Origin of the sequence: Vogesella aquatica, from assembly GCF_028548455.1 — a bacterium.
Lineage (GTDB): Bacteria > Pseudomonadota > Gammaproteobacteria > Burkholderiales > Chromobacteriaceae > Vogesella > Vogesella aquatica.
Genome location: NZ_JAQQLF010000012.1, coordinates 43164 through 58941, shown reverse-complemented (window position 1 = coordinate 58941; position 15778 = coordinate 43164). Strand labels below are relative to the sequence as shown.

Sequence of the window (15778 nt, the reverse complement as noted above, 5' to 3'; positions counted from 1 at the left end):
GGCGATGAACTGGCTTATTCGCCCAGGTAGGCGTTACGCACACGCTCGTCGGCCAGCAGCTCTTGTGCCGGGCCGCTCATGGTGATACGGCCGCTTTCCATCACGTAGCCACGCTGCGATACTTCCAGCGCCAGCTTGGCGTTCTGCTCTACCAGCAGCATGGTTACGCCTTCCTTGGCCACCATCTGGATGATCTCGAAGATCTTTTCCACGATCAGCGGCGCCAGGCCCATGGATGGCTCGTCCAGCAGCAGCAGCTTGGGCTGGGAGATGATGGCACGCGCCATCGCCACCATCTGCTGCTCGCCACCGGACAGGGTACCGGCCAGCTGCTTCTGGCGCTCTTTCAGGCGCGGGAACAGCTCGTAGCCGCGCTCGATATCGCGCTGGATGCCATCTTTGTCGTTACGATGGTAGCCACCCATTTGCAGGTTTTCTTCCACCGTCAGCTTGCCAAAGATGCCGCGACCTTCCGGCACCATCACCAGGCCATTACGCACAAAGTTGAACGAGGCGATGTTGTCGGTTTCCTTGCCATCGAAATGGATGGAGCCACCGGACTTTTTCACCATACCCACCAGGGTCTTCAGCGTGGTGGTCTTGCCGGCGCCGTTGGCACCGATCAGCGTGACCAGCTCGCCCTGGTTGATGTGAAAATCGATGCCACGTACGGCTTGGATACCGCCGTAGGACACTTGCAGGTTTTTGACTTCCAAGAGACTCATGAGTGTGCCGCTCCAAGGTAAGCTTCAATGACTTTAGGATCCTTGCGCACCACTTCCGGCACGCCTTCGGCGATTTTCTTGCCGTAATCGAGCACGGCAATACGGTCGCACAGGCCCATCATCAGCTTCACGTCGTGTTCGATCAGCAGAACGGTTACACCGTCGTTGCGGATCTTCTCCATCAGCGTCTTCAGGTCTTCGGTTTCTTTCGGGTTCATACCGGCTGCCGGCTCGTCCAGCGCCAAGAGCTTGGGCTCGGTGGCCAGCGCACGGGCGATTTCCAGGCGGCGCTGATGACCGTAGGACAGGTTGCGGGCACGTTCGTGCGCCACATCGTCAATACCCACGTATTTCAGCAGTTCCCAGGCCTTGGCCTCGATGGCCGCTTCTTCCTCACGCGCAGCCTTGGTACGCAGGATGGCACCCAGTGCACCCGCTTTGGAGCGGATATGGCGGCCAACCATCACGTTTTCCAGCGCCGTCATTTCGTGGAACAGGCGGATGTTCTGGAAGGTACGCGCAATACCACCGGCGACCACGATGTGCGGAGGGGCACGGAACAGGTCTTTTCCGTCAAAGGTAAAGGTACCTTCGTCCGGGGTGTACAGGCCGGTCAGCACGTTGAACATGGTGGTTTTACCGGCACCGTTCGGGCCGATCAGACCGTAGATTTCGCCTTTGTTAATGTGCAGGGCAACATTATTCAGGGCATGAAGGCCGCCAAAGCGTTTGTGGATGCCTTCGATTTTCAGCAGAACTTCAGCCATGGCTTAACCTTTCTTGGCATCTTCAAACTCGGCTTTGCGGCGCTTGGACGGCCACATGCCTTCTGGGCGGGTCAGCATCATGATTACCATGGCAAGACCGAACAGCAGCATACGTGCGTTTTCCGGGTCGACAATCATCCGGCCGAACGTGTGCATTTGCAGCGGGCCAATCACGTCACGCAGGATTTCCGGCGCAATGGTCAGCACGACAGCACCCAGGATGACGCCAGGGATATGACCCATGCCACCCAGTACCACCATGGCCAGAATCATGATGGATTCCAGCAAGCCGAAGGATTCCGGCGAAATGAAGCCCTGGAACGAAGCAAACAGACCACCTGCCACACCACCGGACAAAGCACCCAGTGCAAACGCCAGCAGTTTGATGTTGCGGATGTTCAGACCCATGGCCGAAGCGGCAATCTGGTCTTCACGCATGGCTACCCAGGCACGGCCGATACGCGAGTACTGCAGGCGGTAGGCCATGATCACCACACCCACGGTCAGCGCCAGGAACAGGTAGTAGTACATGTGTACCGGGTTCAGCGCAAAGCCGGCTACATCAATGGTTTTACCCATGGATAAGCCACCGATCTGGATCGGGTCGATCAGGTTGATACCCTGCGGGCCGTTGGTGATGTTGATCGGCGCGTTCAGGTTGTTCATGAAGATACGGATGATCTCGCCGAAACCCAGGGTGACGATGGCCAGGTAATCGCCCTTCAGCTTCAGTACCGGCGTACCCAGCAGCAAGCCGAACAAGGCAGCGCACAGCGCACCCAGCGGAATGCTGATGTAGAACGGCAGGTGAATATCGAAGTGCGGCGAACCCAGCAGCGCGAAGGTGTAGGCACCCACAGCGTAGAAGGCGATAAAGCCCAGATCCAGCAGGCCGGCAAAGCCCACCACGATGTTCAGGCCCAGGGCCAGCATCACGTACAGCAGGGCGAAATCGATGGTACGTACCCAGGAATTACCCAGGGTGCTACCCACCACGAAAGGCAACACTGCCAGCACGATGGCCGAGGCAATGAATACGCCGAGTTTTTTGTTGGCATTCATAGTCATACGTACCCCGTGTTAAGCGCGATCGGCCATCTTCTCGCCCAGCAGGCCAGAAGGACGGAAAATCAGCACCGCAATCAGCACCATGAAGGCAAAGATGTCCTGATAGTGCGAGCCCAGGAAACCACCGGTCAGGTCACCGATATAACCGGCGCCCAGACTCTCGATGATACCCAGCAGGATACCGCCGGCTACCGCGCCACCCAGGTTGCCGATACCACCCAGCACCGCTGCGGTAAACGCTTTCAGGCCGATCATGAAGCCCATGTAGTAGTGAGCCTGATCGTAGTTGGTAGCCACCATCACACCGGCAATGGCACCCAGTGCCGAGCCGATAACGAAAGTGGCAGAAATGATGGTGTTAACGTTTACGCCCATCAGGCCGGCCACGGCCGGGTTCTGGCTGGTAGCACGCATGGCGCGGCCCAGTTTGGTTTTTTCAACCACCACCAGCAGGCCAGCCATCAAGCTGATGCACAGCACCACAATGCCGACTTGCAGCTGGGTGATGGTAGCACCGAACACGTCGATGGTTTCGTGGTCCAGAATAGGCGGAAACGGGATGTAATTACGACCCCAGATCAGGATGGCAGCTTGCTGCAGCACGATGGACAGGCCAATCGCGGTAATCAGCGGCGCCAGTTTCGGTGCATTACGCAGCGGGCGATATGCCACGCGTTCGATCACGAAGCCCAGCAACATACACGCCGGGATAGCAACCAAGAGGCCGATAAGCACCAGAACGGGGCCTGGCAAGGTCACGCCTGCGCTGGTCAGCAGGGAAATAACGGTGATGGTAACCATGGCGCCAAACATCACTACTTCGCCGTGAGCAAAGTTGATGAGGCCCATGATCCCGTACACCATGGTATAGCCAAGTGCGATAAGGGCATAAATACTGCCCAGCACAAGTCCATTCAGGATCTGTTGCAGAAAAATGTCCACGGTGGGATCTCCTTAGATTGATGGTCCCGATAGCTTTATCCGGGGGTTTACCCTCTATATGCCATCTTGTTGGCCGCATCTCACAGACTGTCAACTGTAAGACAAGCCGAGCGGATTATGTAGGTGTATCCAATTGACTGTCAATCTTAAAGAAAGGCGGATTTCACCTTTTTGCAGCATTTTTTTATTTTTTTGCAAGCATTTGATTTTACTAGTGTTTTTTAGTCAAAACGGGGGCGGGGCAATATATTGCAGTGCAAAATATTACGCATTTGGAATGTTATTTTCGAATGTGCCGGGTTTTAAAAATTTTCGTTTGCAAACCTTAATAGCGCTATTAATTTTCCATTCCGAACAATACTGCGATCCCGACGTTTCGTTTTTGCGAATATGTGACGGCAACATTCTGTATACAATCTACCGTATTCGTTTGTGACCGCCAGACAGCAAAAAGCCGTAGCCCGGGAAGGCTACGGCTTTTCATGCCAAGTGGCAGTGATCAGGCCAGCTGGAACGGGTAAACCGCGCCAAGACCCAAAATGCCGGTGAGCTCATCCAGTGCAGTACGACACTCCACCAGCAGCTGTGGATCAGCCAGATCCTCGGGCGCCAGGCGGTCGCGATAATGCCGGTCTACCCAAGCATTAAGTGTGCCAAATAGCGTTTCGCTCATCATCACATTCGGGTTTACCGCTGCGATCTCGCTGGCAGACAGTGCCACGCGCAGGCGCAGGCAAGCCGGGCCACCACCGTTCTGCATGCTTTGCTTGAGGTCGAACACGCGGATTTCGGCAATCGGGCCGCCGCTGTGCACCAGTTTCTGCAGATAAGTCCAGACGCGCTCGATATTGCGGCACTCTTCCGGCACCACAATGATCATCTTGCCGTCGGCACGCGACAGCAGCTGGCTGTTGAACAGATAGCTTTTTACCGCATCTTCCACCGTCACCTCGGCCTGCGGCACTTCAATGGGGACAAACTGCCCGCCTACTGCGGCCAACTTGCGCGCCAGCTCGTCCAGTACATCCTGCTGCTGCAGGAAGGACTTCTCGTGATGGAACAGCACATTGCGGTTGCCCACCGAAATCACATCGTTATGGAACACGCCGGCGTCGATGGTGTCCGGGTCTTGCTGGGCGTACACCACGCCGCCTTCCTTCAGGCCGTGCAGGCGTGCTACCGCATGGCAGGCTTCCAGCGTCTGGCGCGCGGGGAAGCGTGCCGGTTTCGGGTAACGCGCGTCGAAAGCTGAAGCCCCGAACACGAAGAACTCCACCCCTGCCCCGTCGTACTCGTGACAGAAGCGCGTATGGTTGGCCGCACCTTCGTCGCCAAAGTGCATCTGTGCCGGCAGCGCCGCGTGCACGGCAAAGCGGCTTTCATCAGCAAACATGGCTTGCAGGATGCGGCGCGTGGTCGGGTGCTCGATGGAGCGGTGAAACTTGTTGTTCAGGTTGGCCGGGGTAAAGTGCACGCGCCCGTCGGCCGTATCGCCCGATGGGCTGACCGTGGCGGCGTTGGCCGTCCACATGCACGAAGCCGACGTAGCCGCAGCCAGAATGGCAGGGGCTTCCTTGGCAGCGCGGGCAATCACCTGCGCATCGGTACCGCCAAAGCCCAGCTGACGCAGGCTGGCGACATCCGGGCGCTCGTGCGGAGCGAGTACGCCCTGCTTGAAGCCCAGATCGTGCAGCGCCTTCATTTTGGCCAGACCCTGCTTGGCCGCCAGCTTGGGGTTGGACGCCGCACGCTGGTTGCCGGTAGAGGCCACATTGCCGAACGACAAGCCGCTGTAGTTGTGCGTCGGGCCCACCAGGCCATCAAAGTTCACTTCAAAGGCTTGGCTCATAGCGTCATCCCCGGGGAAAGTTGCGCCGGTACGCTCAGGCTGTCGCACTCCAGCGAGGCCACCGGCCAGGCGCAGTAATCAGCCGCGTAGTAGGCGCTGGGGCGATGGTTGCCCGAGGCGCCGATACCGCCAAAGGGTGCCGCGCTGGAGGCGCCGGTCAGCGGCTTGTTCCAGTTCACCACGCCGGCACGCGCTTCCAGCAGGTAGTCTTCGTACTGCGCGCGGTCGTCGGACAGCACACCGCCGGCCAGGCCAAAGCGGGTGTCGTTGGCAATATCGATGGCTTGCGCAAAGTCGTGGTAGCGGATGACTTGCAGCAGCGGGCCGAAGAACTCGTCGTCCGGGCGCTGCGCGTGGGTGGTATCGATAATACCGGGGCTCAGCAGCGCGCCGGTGGCCGACAGCCGTGTCATTTCCAGCAGTACCTTGCCGCCACTGGCCTGCAAGCTGGCCTGTGCGGCCAACAGTGCCTCGGCGGCGGCATTGGAAATCACCGAACCCATGAATGGCTGCGGCTCGTCGTTATACAGGCCTACTTTAAGGTTGGCCGCTACCTGCACCAGGCGCGCGATAAACGCATCGCCTTCGGCGCCGGCAGCCACCAGCAAGCGGCGGGCGCAAGTACAGCGCTGGCCGGCCGACACAAAGGCCGACTGGATAACGTGGTGCACTGCGGCATCCACATCGGCGACCTTGCCCACGATCAGCGGGTTGTTGCCCCCCATTTCCAGCGCCAGGATTTTCTCCGGCTGGCCACCGAAGGTCTTGTGCAGCAGGTTGCCGGTGGCAGAGCTGCCGGTAAAGAACAGGCCGTCGATACCGTCGTGGTTGGCCAGCGCGATACCGGTTTCCTTGGCGCCTTGCAGCAGGCTGATCACACCAGCCGGCAAGCCGGCTTCGGCCCACAGGCGCACGGTTTCCTGCGCAGTCCACGGTGTCAGCTCGGATGGTTTGAACACCACGGTGTTACCGGCGATCAGCGCGGGCACAATGTGGCCGTTGGGCAGGTGGCCAGGGAAATTATAGGGGCCGAACACCGCTACCACGCCGTGCGGCTTGTGGCGCAATACTGCCTGGGCATCGCCCATGGGGGCGGCGCGCTCGCCGGTGCGCTCGTGGTAAGCCTTGATGGAGATGTCCACCTTGTTCACCATGGTGGTGACTTCGGTTTGCGCTTCCCACATCGGCTTGCCGGTTTCGCGGGCAATGATCTCGGCCAGCTGGGCCTTGTTGGCCGCCAGCAGTTCACCAAAGCGGCGGATGATGGCCAGGCGCTCGTCCAGCGGCAGGCGTGCCCAGGCTTTGAAAGCAGCGCGGGCGGCGGCCACGGCGCGGCCAACTTGTGCCGCGCTGGCTGCCTGGCCTTGCCAGATCACCTCGCCGGTGGCCGGGTTGGTTTTGTTCAGCAGCTCGCCTTCGCCGGCGAACCAGCTGCCATCGATAAACTGGGTAGTCACTATGCACTCTCCTTGGGCGACAGTGTGACAATACGCACGGGGTCGCCCTGCTTGATATTCAATGCGCCGGCCTGTTCGGCGCTCAGCGTTACACCCTCCGGCCCGCGTACCAGCTCGGCCAGAATCACGCGGAAACTGTCGTAGCCGGTATTGGCTACCAGGTACCAGTCGGCTTCGCCAGCCGGCTGGCTAGCGATGCTGGCCGGCAGCAGGCGGCTATCGCGTACGGCACGCACGTCCTGTACGTAGGCCTGTACGGTAGGGCCGGCGTCGAAAATGTCGACGTAGCCTTCGTAGCGGAAGCCCTCGCTATGCAGCATGGCCACCGCAGGGCGCGTGTTGTCGTGAGTCTTGCCGATAACGTCTTGCGCGGCTTGCGGCAGAAAGTCGATATACACCGGAAACTTGGGCATCAGCTCGGCCACGAAGGACTTCTGCCCCACGCCGGTCAGGTAGTCGGCCTCGGCAAACTCCATCGAGAAGAAATGGCGGCCCAGCGCTTCCCAGAACGGCGATTTGCCGTGCTCGTCGGACACGCCACGCATTTCGGCCACCACCACCTTGCCAAACAGCTGGTGGAATTGCGCCAGAAACAGGAAGCGGCTCTTGGACAGCAGGCCGCCGTTCTTGTTGACGCGGAAATCCGGGTGCAAAAACAGCGTGCACAGCTCGCTGTAACCAGTGTGGTCGTTGGACAGGAACAGTGTTTCGTGGCGGGTGTAGACGTCCAGCTCTTCGGACGCGTGCACGATATTGCCCACGCGGTAGTTGTACCAGGGCTCTTTCAGGCCCACGGCCGCTTCCAGTGCACAGATGCCGCCAACGCGGCCGCTATCGGTGTCTTCCAGCACAAACACGTAGCCACGTTCGGCCAGTTCGGCTTCGCCGCTAAAGCTGCGCTCGGAGCGCGCAATGCGTGCGGCCAACCTGTCTTCGTTTACTGGCAGGCTGGTGAGCCCAACCCCGGCGCTACGCGCCAGGTCCATCAAACCGGGCAGATCCCCTGCCCGTACGGGGCGAATCACCATCATGCTTGCGCCCTCCCGGCTTCAGGCAGCAACGGGGCAGTGCAAATGCGCTGACCGCTGCTGACAGACAGCGCGCGGGCTGTCTCCTGGGTAATGAACATCACATCGTCTACCAGGCTGGCGTGCGCCTGCGTGGCGGCAAACTGGCCACTGCGGTGGTTGGACAGCAGCATTTCCTGTGCGCCGGCCGGCAACACCGGGGCCACCTCTACCTGGTAGATACCCTGCTGACGCAGCGAGAACAGCTGGTCTACTTCGGCAGTCAGCACCGCGCCGCCGTCGAAGATGTCGATATAGTCGTCGGCCTCGAAACCCTCGCGCGACAGAATGCTGAACGGGCGCTCGAAATCGGGGTGAATCTGGCCAATGGCGTTCTGCGCCGCATCCGGCAGCAGGGGCACGTAGATAGGGTAAGTAGGCATCAGTTCGGCAATAAAGGTCTTGCTGCGCTGGGCAAAGGCCTGCTCTACCTGCGGAAAATCCATATTGAAGAAGCGGCGGCCAATGGCATCCCAGAACGGCGACTGGTCGTTTTCGTCCAGCATGCCCTGCATTTCTACCAGGATGCGGCGGCCAAAGCGTTCGCGCGCTGCAGCCATGTACAGCAGGCGGGCACGCGACAGCAGCTCGTAGGCGCGCAGCTGGTACTGCGGCGAACAGAAGAAACCGCACAGCTGCACCATGCCGGTCAGGTCGTGGCACATGGTCAGCACGTGGATGCGGTTATTGACCTTCAGCGCACGCGAGGCGTGCACCATGGTTTCGCTGCGGTAGCTGTAGAACGGCTCTTCAAAACCGGCAGACGCGCTGATGGACGCGGTGCCGATCACCCGGCCTTCGTCTTCCAGCACGAACATATAGTATTCACGCCCCGTGCCGGCGATGGCTTCGTGTTCGAAAGCCCCCAGCGAGGTCTGGATTTTTTCGTAAAGCTTTTCCCGATTGTTCGGCAAGCTGGTAACGCCAATGCCACTCTCCACCGCCATGGTTTCAATGAGCGGCAGATCGGAAATGCGTACTGGGCGCACGATCAGCATGAAAGCCTCTCTCTCGTTGTGTTCATGAGGCAGGCGCAGCCTGCCCCGCACCGCTGCCTGTCCGGCAGCGGCGTTCCTTTGTATTGTTGGTATTGACGGACTAAGGCTTAGTGGCGGCTGGCAGCAACTACGGCAGCCACCGCGGCGTCGAAGCGCGCCAGGCCGTCGTCGATGTCCTGCTCGGCAATCACCAGCGACGGGGCAAAGCGCACCACCGACAGGCCGGCAACCAGCACCATCAGCTGCTCGGCTTCGGCTGCTTTCAGGAAGTCACGCGCGCGGCCGGCAAACTCGTCCGACACCACGGCGCCAATCAGCAAGCCCATGCCGCGTACTTCTTTAAAGACGTTGTACTTGGCATTGATGGCGTTCAGGCCATCCACAAAGCGCTGATGCTTGGCGCGTACCCCCGCCAGCACTTCCGGGCGGCTGACAATTTCTACGACCTTGCCGGCAACCGCAGACGCCAGCGGGTTGCCGCCGTAGGTGGTGCCGTGGGTACCTACTGCCAGGCTCTTGGCAATGGCAGCAGTGGTGAGCATGGCACCGATAGGGAAACCGCCGCCCAGGCCTTTGGCGCTGGACAGGATATCCGGCGTTACGCCGTATTCCTGGTAGGCGTACAGCGAGCCGGTGCGGCCCACACCGGTTTGTACTTCGTCGAACACCAGCAGCGCGTTGTGCGCAGTGCACAGCTCGCGGGCGGCCTGCAGGTACGCCGGGTCGGCCGGCAGCACACCGCCTTCGCCCTGTACCGGCTCGATCACCACCGCGCAGGTCTTGTCCGAGATAGCCGCCTTCAGTGCGTCGATATCGTTGAACGGCACGTGGGTAATACCGGCCGGGTTCGGGCCAAAGCCTTCGGCGTACTTGGGCTGGCCGCCTACGTTCACGGTAAACACGGTACGGCCGTGGAAGGAGTTGGTGCAGGAGATGATTTCGTACTTGTCGGCGCTGTAGTGGTCGGCTGCGTATTTACGCGCCAGCTTGAACGCCGCCTCGTTGGCTTCGGCACCGGAGTTACAGAAGAACACGCGCTCGGCAAAGGTCTTTTCTACCAGCGCGCTGGCCAGCTGCAGGGCCGGCTCGTTGGTAAATACATTGGACACGTGCCACAGCTTGCCGGCTTGCTCGGTCAGGGCGGCCACCACTTCCGGGTGGCAGTGGCCCAGCGAGTTCACGGCAATGCCACCGGCCAGGTCGATGAATTCGCGGCCCTGCTGATCCCACACACGGGAACCTTCCGCCTTTACCGGGATAAAACCGGCCGGGCTGTAGTTGGGCACCATGACCTGGTCGAATGTGTCGCGAGTGACAGTGTTGCTCATTGATGGGTTCCTTCCTGCAATTTGTCGCAATTATTGTTTGTCCACAGCCCGCGCTGCGTACGCCGCGCACTGTTACATCAGTCTTGCAACGATTCTAATCGAATCTCTGCAGCAGGCCATATCCTCTTTGCGACATGCGCTTACACATTTACCAGCCTTGTCCAACAATGTGCCAATCCATAAAAGTGTTTTAATTTCAGCCATTTACAATATTGAAATGCAAAATCGCGTCACGCATTTCAGCTTTTGGGCCACGCCCAGCGGCAACGGCAATGCCACCACCCCCTGCTGTCCGCGCTCGGCAAACCATGCGGCCAACCTTGGCCAGGTGCGCCGTGCGCTGGCCAACACGGCGCAACACCAGCGCTCACCCGCTATCTGTCAGCCAGAATCACTACAATTCGGTCAGCAAAATATCGAAATAACATCTAACTTTTACAACAGATGCAGTAAAGTTACGGGCTAATTGACAAGCAGCCGCCACGGCAGGTCTGCGCATTCCAGATTCAAGCAAGGAGATAGGCATGTCAGAAGCAAAGCTGCTGGTCGTCGAGGACAGTAAAACCCAGCGTGCTTTTTACGCCAGCGTACTGGAGGGGCACTACGCCACGCGCTTTGCCACCCAGGGCAAGGAAGCACTGGCACTGGTAGAGGATGACACTCCGGATGTGATCCTGCTGGACGTGGAAATGCCGGAAATGGACGGCTACGAAGTGTGCCGCCGGCTACGCGAGCAAGGGTTGGACATGCCCATTCTGTTCATCTCGGCCCATGTGGAGCTACAAGAACGGCTGCAAGGCTACGACGCGGGCGGCAATGACTTTCTGTGCAAACCCATCGACCCGCGCGAACTGCTACTGAAACTGGCCCTGGTACTACGCCAGCGGGACGAACAGCGCCAGCTGCAGGAAAACGGCCGCAGCGCCTTTTCTGCCGCGATGACCGCCATGAGCGCCATGTCGGAAATGGGTGTGCTGGTAGACTTCATCCGTAACATCAACAAACTGGACAGCTACCAGGACATCACGCAATCCATTGGCAATACGCTGGAAGCGTACGGCCTGCATGGCTGCATGCAGGTATACGGCAGCCAGGGTGAACACCTGCACGCTACCGATGGCCAGGCCACACCGCTGGAAGCCAGCATCATCAGCAATGCGCGTACGCTGACGCATATCTACTCGTCCGGCAGCAACACCTCCTTCAACTACCCGCACTGCTGCCTGGTGGTACGCGACATGCCGCTGGACGACGAAGACCGCTGCGGCCGCCTGCGCGACCACCTGGCGATCCTGGCCGAGGTGGCCGCCTCGCGCGCGCAAGGCCTGGACGAGCTGCACCGCGAAGTCTCTGCCCTGCAAGCCCGCATCCAGGCGCAGCAAGCCAGCCTGGTAGAGCTGCGCCGCCAGCTACCGGGTGCCAGCGCTACGCTGGGCCTGAGCCCGGACCAGCAAACTGCCGTTGGCCGCCTGTTCGACCAGCTGATGCTGAGCCTGCAAAAAAGCTAAGCTCCGCGCCCATCGCCAGCCCGTGTACTTGCTAGCGTACACGGGCTTTTTCATGCAAGCTTTGCTACCGGCCACACGGCCAGCCTTACTGTGGAGCGCGCATGAAAACCCACCTGAATGTTGCCCTGATCGGCTACGGCTACGCCGGCCGCACCTTTCACGCCCCGCTGATTCGCGCCGAATCACGCCTGCGCCTGCATACCATCGTCAGCAGCAAAGGCGAACAGCTATTGGCCGAGCAACCCGGCGTACAGCTTGTCAGCGACCTGGCACAAGCCCTGGCCAACCCCGACATCGACCTGGTGGTGATTGCCAGCCCCAACGACTGCCACTATCCGCAAGCGGACGCCGCACTGCGCGCCGGCAAACACGTCGTGGTGGACAAGCCCTTCACCACCACGCTGGCCGAAGCACGTCAGCTGCAAGTACAGGCCAGCCAGCATCAGCGCCTGCTATCGGTGTTTCACAACCGCCGCTGGGACGCCGATTTCCTCACCCTGCGCCAGTTGCTGGACGCTGGCTCCCTGGGGCAGATCAGTCTGTTTGAATCGCGGTTCGAGCGCTACCGCCCGCAGGTACAGGCGCGCTGGCGCGAGTCCGCCGTGGCCGGTGGCGGCCTGTGGTTCGACCTGGGGCCACACCTGCTGGACCAGGCACTGCAGCTGTTCGGCCTGCCGCACGCGCTGCACGCCGACCTGGCCACGCAGCGCAATGGCGCCGTGGCCACCGATTACTTCCACGTCACCCTGCACTACCCGCGCCTGCGTGTACTGCTGTCGGCCAGCTGCCTGGTGAGCGGTGGCTCACCGCGCTTTGCCGTGCACGGCACCCTAGGTAGCTACGTGAAATACGGCCTGGATACACAGGAAAGCCAGCTGAAGCTGGGCGAGGTGCCCGGCTGCGCCGGCTGGGGCCACGACCCGCTGCCGGGCCTGCACTATGTACAGCAAGACGGGCAGGAACACGGCCACGCGGTACCGATGCTGGCCGGTGACTACCGCCACTACTACGCCGGCGTGGCGGCGGCCATTCTGGCGGGTGCGGCCAACCCGGTGCCCGCCAGCCAGGCTATCGACGTGATGCAGCTTATCGAGCTGGCCAGCGCCAGCGCCGCGCAGGGCCATACGCTACCGGTACGCTAGCCCGGCGCTTGGGCATCAGACCCACTCCACCTTGCTGACAAACAGATAGCCCGCACCGTATACCGTCTTGATCAGGCGCGGGTTGTAGCTGTCGTCTTCCAGCTTGCGGCGCAGACGCGAAATGCGCACGTCGATGCTGCGGTCGTAGGGCGAAATGTCATCCTGGCCCAATAGCTGCTCGCGCGGCAATACGCGGTTCGGCCGCTCCAGAAAGCGCTGCAGCATCTGGCCTTCGCCGGCGCTAAGCGTGCGTTCGCTGCCATCGGCGGCCAACAGTTTGTAGCTGTCCATTTCGTAGCGCCAGCCGGCAAAACAGGCACAGCGGGTTGGGTTGGCCGCACCGCCTTCGGCCGGCTTGTCGCAGCGGCGCAGGATGCTGCGTACCCGCGCCACCAGCTCGCGCGGCTCGAACGGCTTCATGATGTAGTCGTCGGCGCCGGTTTCCAGCCCCATCACGCGGTCGCCCACGTGGCCGCGCCCGCTCAGGATGATCACGCCACAGCGCTGCTGCTCGCGCACCTGGCGCACAATGGCCATGCCGTCCATATCCGGCAGGCCCAGGTCGACAATGACCAGGTCTGGCGGCTGCTGGCGCACACGCTGCAGCAGTGATGCACCGGTACGGAACGACTCGCAGCGAAACTGGTAATCGCGCAGTATGGTGACAATCAGCCGCGAAATGGACAGATCGTCTTCTACCAGGTACACCAGCTTGTCGCCGATGGCTGGCTCGGCAGGGCTCAGGCTTGCGGTGGGCACAACATTACCTCGTCTAGCAAAGCGGCCAACTCGGCCGGGGTGAAGGGTTTTTCCAGCTTGGGAAAGCCGCTGCTGGCATGGTGGCCGCTATCGTCGTAGCCACTCATCAGTACCACGCGGATTCGCGGTAGCAGGCTGCGCGCCAGTTGTGCCAGCGCGCGGCCATCCAGCGTACCGGGCATGACAATATCACTGAGCAGTAAGCCGATATCCGGAATGTTTTCCAGCATCAATGCCGCTTCGTCGCCGCTTTCCGCCTCCAGCACCGGGTAGCCCAGGCTGGTGAGCTGCAGGCGCACCACGCGGCGCACGTCGGCATTGTCTTCTACCAGCAGGGTAAGCGGCCGCTCGCGCCCGCCGGCCTTGCCGCTGAAGTTCAGCCGCCCGGCCGGCTGCGCAGCAGGCTGGGTGTGCGGCAGGCGCAGGGTAAAGCGTGTGCCTTTGCCCGGCGTGCTGCTCACGTGCACAGCCCCGCCAGACTGGCGGGCAAAGCTGTACACCATGGCCAGGCCCAGACCGCTGCCGCTACCAAAGCGCTTGGTGGTAAAAAAGGGCTCGAACACACGCAGCAGCAGCTCGGGAGACATGCCGCAGCCGGTGTCGGCGACCTCGATACACACGTAGTCGCCCGCTTGCAGCTGCCATTCAGCCGCCTCGCGCTCGCCCAGCCGGGCCAGGCTGGCCGACAGCTGCAGGCTGCCGCCGTCGGCCATGGCGTCGCGCGCATTCAGTACCAGGTTCAGGATGGCGCTTTCCAGCTGGTGCGGGTCGGCCATGGCAAACAGCGGCGCCGGCGGCAGCTGGCTTTGCAGGGCAATGCTTTCGGGCAGCGAACGGCGTATCAGCTGCAACATGTCCTGCAACAGCGCGCCGATATCCACCGCGCTGGGCAGCAGCGGCTGCTGGCGGGCAAAGGTCAGCAGGCGGCGCACCAATGCTACGCCACGCTCGGCCGCTTGCAGCGCTGGGTCGAGGTAGCCCAGCAGTGCCGTGTTGCTTTGCTCGTGCCGGCGCAGCTCGGCCAGATTGCCGATGACCACGGTGAGCATATTGTTGAAGTCGTGCGCCAGGCCGCCGGACAGCTGGCCTACGGCCTCCATTTTTTGCGCCTGCACCAGCGCCGACTGGGTTTGCTTTTGTTCGGTAATGTCAAAAGACAGTACAAAGCAGCCCAGCACCTCGCCATCGGGGGCGATCTCCGGCACCAGCGTACTGCGCGCAAAAATATGCGTGCCGTCGTCTTTCTCCATCGAGTATTCGTAGGTCACCTGCTTGCCGGTGAGCGCCTCGTTCACATAGCTCACCACCGCCGCGTAAAACTTGCTGCCCAATGCGCCCTCGATGCGCTGCCCCACGATGTGCTCGTTGCGGCGGCCAAACCAGTCGCTATAGCCCTTGTTGGCATAGCGGTACACGTGGTCTTTATCGAAGTAGGCAATCAGTGCCGGGATGGTGTCGGTAATCAGCCGTAGCCGCTCTTCGCTACGCTGCAGCGCGGCGGTGATCTGCACGTTGGCCGCATGCGCCTCGCGCAGGCGCTGGTTGGCGGCCTCCAGCTCGGCGGTGCGCGCACGCACGTGCGATTCCAGGTCGGCCTTTTGCTGCTGCTGTAGCCGCTCGTAAGCCTGCTGCTGGGTTTTGTCGGTGTACAGTGCGATAAAGCCGCCCGATGGCAGCGGCTCGCCACGCACGCGCAGCACCGAGCCGTCCGGGCGGATGCGCTCGGTATCGTGCGGCTCGAAGCGCATGGCCAGTGCCACACGCTCGGCTACCTGCTGCTCGGGGTCGCCGGGGCCGTACTCGCCACGGTAGGCGTTATAGCGCATGTAATCGGCAAACGGTGTCCCCACCTGCCCCAGCTCGGCGGGAAAATCCAGCAAATCCAGAAAGCGCTGATTACACGCCAGCAGGCGCAGCTGGGCGTCAAACACGGTGACGCCCTGGTCTAGCAAATCCAGCCCGTATAGCAGCATGGCATTACGCTGCGAGCTGTCCAGCCCGGCCTCGGAGTGTTGCAGCATGACGACGTTTTCCCCGCCCATGGCAATGGCTTATCGAAATAAAGCCCGATTTTAGGCCAGCTTGCACCACAAAAGCGCGACTGAAATCATTCGTTACAATTGCCACAAACTTGCGCAAGGGTTGGGGGCAATCATCGTGTAGATAAT

General features: G+C 61.0%; 14 protein-coding genes. 3 read left to right on the top strand and 11 right to left on the bottom strand.

The window, feature by feature from the left end:
* Nucleotides 1-14 precede the first annotated feature (14 nt).
* The 9 genes from PQU95_RS10855 to PQU95_RS10815 form a co-directional block, all read right to left on the bottom strand.
* The gene (locus PQU95_RS10855; protein ID WP_017510041.1) at nt 15-725 is read right to left on the bottom strand and encodes an ABC transporter ATP-binding protein; all 711 of its coding nucleotides are present in this window, start codon (nt 723-725) and stop codon (nt 15-17) included.
* A complete protein-coding gene (locus PQU95_RS10850; protein WP_227303020.1) occupies nt 722-1492 on the bottom strand; it encodes an ABC transporter ATP-binding protein in 771 nt (256 codons plus the stop codon). The genes PQU95_RS10855 and PQU95_RS10850 overlap by 4 nt, the downstream gene beginning before the upstream one ends.
* A gap of 3 nt (nt 1493-1495) precedes the next feature.
* On the bottom strand, nt 1496-2560 hold the full coding sequence (locus tag PQU95_RS10845) for an ABC transporter permease subunit (protein WP_272752014.1): 1065 nt from the start codon (nt 2558-2560) through the stop codon (nt 1496-1498).
* 12 nt (nt 2561-2572) lie between these two features.
* Nucleotides 2573-3502 (bottom strand): branched-chain amino acid ABC transporter permease, encoded by a 930-nt coding sequence (locus PQU95_RS10840; RefSeq protein ID WP_272752013.1) that lies wholly within the window; start codon nt 3500-3502, stop codon nt 2573-2575.
* 499 nt (nt 3503-4001) lie between these two features.
* Nucleotides 4002-5351 (bottom strand): N-succinylarginine dihydrolase, encoded by a 1350-nt coding sequence (gene astB / locus PQU95_RS10835; protein ID WP_272752012.1) that lies wholly within the window; start codon nt 5349-5351, stop codon nt 4002-4004.
* Nucleotides 5348-6808, bottom strand: a complete 1461-nt coding sequence (astD, locus tag PQU95_RS10830; RefSeq protein ID WP_272752011.1) for a succinylglutamate-semialdehyde dehydrogenase — start codon at nt 6806-6808, stop codon at nt 5348-5350. Before astD ends, astB begins: the two co-directional genes overlap by 4 nt.
* Nucleotides 6808-7839 (bottom strand): arginine N-succinyltransferase, encoded by a 1032-nt coding sequence (gene astA, locus PQU95_RS10825; RefSeq protein WP_272752010.1) that lies wholly within the window; start codon nt 7837-7839, stop codon nt 6808-6810. The genes astD and astA overlap by 1 nt, the downstream gene beginning before the upstream one ends.
* On the bottom strand, nt 7836-8873 hold the full coding sequence (gene aruF, locus PQU95_RS10820) for an arginine/ornithine succinyltransferase subunit alpha (protein WP_272752009.1): 1038 nt from the start codon (nt 8871-8873) through the stop codon (nt 7836-7838). Before aruF ends, astA begins: the two co-directional genes overlap by 4 nt.
* Before the next feature lie 107 nt (nt 8874-8980).
* The gene (locus tag PQU95_RS10815) at nt 8981-10201 is read right to left on the bottom strand and encodes an aspartate aminotransferase family protein (protein WP_272752008.1); all 1221 of its coding nucleotides are present in this window, start codon (nt 10199-10201) and stop codon (nt 8981-8983) included.
* On the opposite strand from PQU95_RS10815, the gene PQU95_RS10810 reads away from it, so the two are divergent.
* The 3 genes from PQU95_RS10810 (at nt 10185) to PQU95_RS10800 (ending at nt 12851) form a co-directional block, all read left to right on the top strand.
* The gene (locus PQU95_RS10810) at nt 10185-10667 is read left to right on the top strand and encodes a hypothetical protein (protein ID WP_272752007.1); all 483 of its coding nucleotides are present in this window, start codon (nt 10185-10187) and stop codon (nt 10665-10667) included. The two genes, PQU95_RS10815 and PQU95_RS10810, sit on opposite strands and share 17 nt — an antisense overlap.
* A gap of 58 nt (nt 10668-10725) precedes the next feature.
* On the top strand, nt 10726-11709 hold the full coding sequence (locus PQU95_RS10805) for a response regulator transcription factor (protein WP_272752006.1): 984 nt from the start codon (nt 10726-10728) through the stop codon (nt 11707-11709).
* A gap of 101 nt (nt 11710-11810) precedes the next feature.
* Complete coding sequence (locus PQU95_RS10800) at nt 11811-12851, top strand: oxidoreductase (protein ID WP_272752005.1); 1041 nt, start codon at nt 11811-11813, stop codon at nt 12849-12851.
* Nucleotides 12852-12866: 15 nt separating this feature from the next.
* Here the strand turns inward: PQU95_RS10800 and PQU95_RS10795 are convergent, their stop codons facing one another.
* Nucleotides 12867-13610 (bottom strand): response regulator transcription factor, encoded by a 744-nt coding sequence (locus PQU95_RS10795; RefSeq protein WP_272752004.1) that lies wholly within the window; start codon nt 13608-13610, stop codon nt 12867-12869.
* Entirely contained in the window at nt 13592-15631 is a 2040-nt protein-coding gene (locus PQU95_RS10790; protein WP_272752003.1) for a PAS-domain containing protein, read from the bottom strand. Before PQU95_RS10790 ends, PQU95_RS10795 begins: the two co-directional genes overlap by 19 nt.
* Between the last annotated feature and the right edge of the window lie 147 nt (nt 15632-15778).

Bases quoted from the DNA above. Each gene is read 5' to 3' on its own strand.
- PQU95_RS10855 (WP_017510041.1), bottom strand. From the start codon at position 725: ATGAGTCTCTTGGAAGTCAAAAACCTGCAAGTGTCCTACGGCGGTATC.
- PQU95_RS10850 (WP_227303020.1), bottom strand. From the start codon at position 1,492: ATGGCTGAAGTTCTGCTGAAAATCGAAGGCATCCACAAACGCTTTGGC.
- PQU95_RS10845 (WP_272752014.1), bottom strand. From the start codon at position 2,560: ATGACTATGAATGCCAACAAAAAACTCGGCGTATTCATTGCCTCGGCC.
- astB (WP_272752012.1), bottom strand. From the start codon at position 5,351: ATGAGCCAAGCCTTTGAAGTGAACTTTGATGGCCTGGTGGGCCCGACG.
- astA (WP_272752010.1), bottom strand. From the start codon at position 7,839: ATGATGGTGATTCGCCCCGTACGGGCAGGGGATCTGCCCGGTTTGATG.
- aruF (WP_272752009.1), bottom strand. From the start codon at position 8,873: ATGCTGATCGTGCGCCCAGTACGCATTTCCGATCTGCCGCTCATTGAA.
- PQU95_RS10815 (WP_272752008.1), bottom strand. From the start codon at position 10,201: ATGAGCAACACTGTCACTCGCGACACATTCGACCAGGTCATGGTGCCC.
- PQU95_RS10805 (WP_272752006.1), top strand. From the start codon at position 10,726: ATGTCAGAAGCAAAGCTGCTGGTCGTCGAGGACAGTAAAACCCAGCGT.
- PQU95_RS10800 (WP_272752005.1), top strand. From the start codon at position 11,811: ATGAAAACCCACCTGAATGTTGCCCTGATCGGCTACGGCTACGCCGGC.
- PQU95_RS10790 (WP_272752003.1), bottom strand. From the start codon at position 15,631: ATGCTGCAACACTCCGAGGCCGGGCTGGACAGCTCGCAGCGTAATGCC.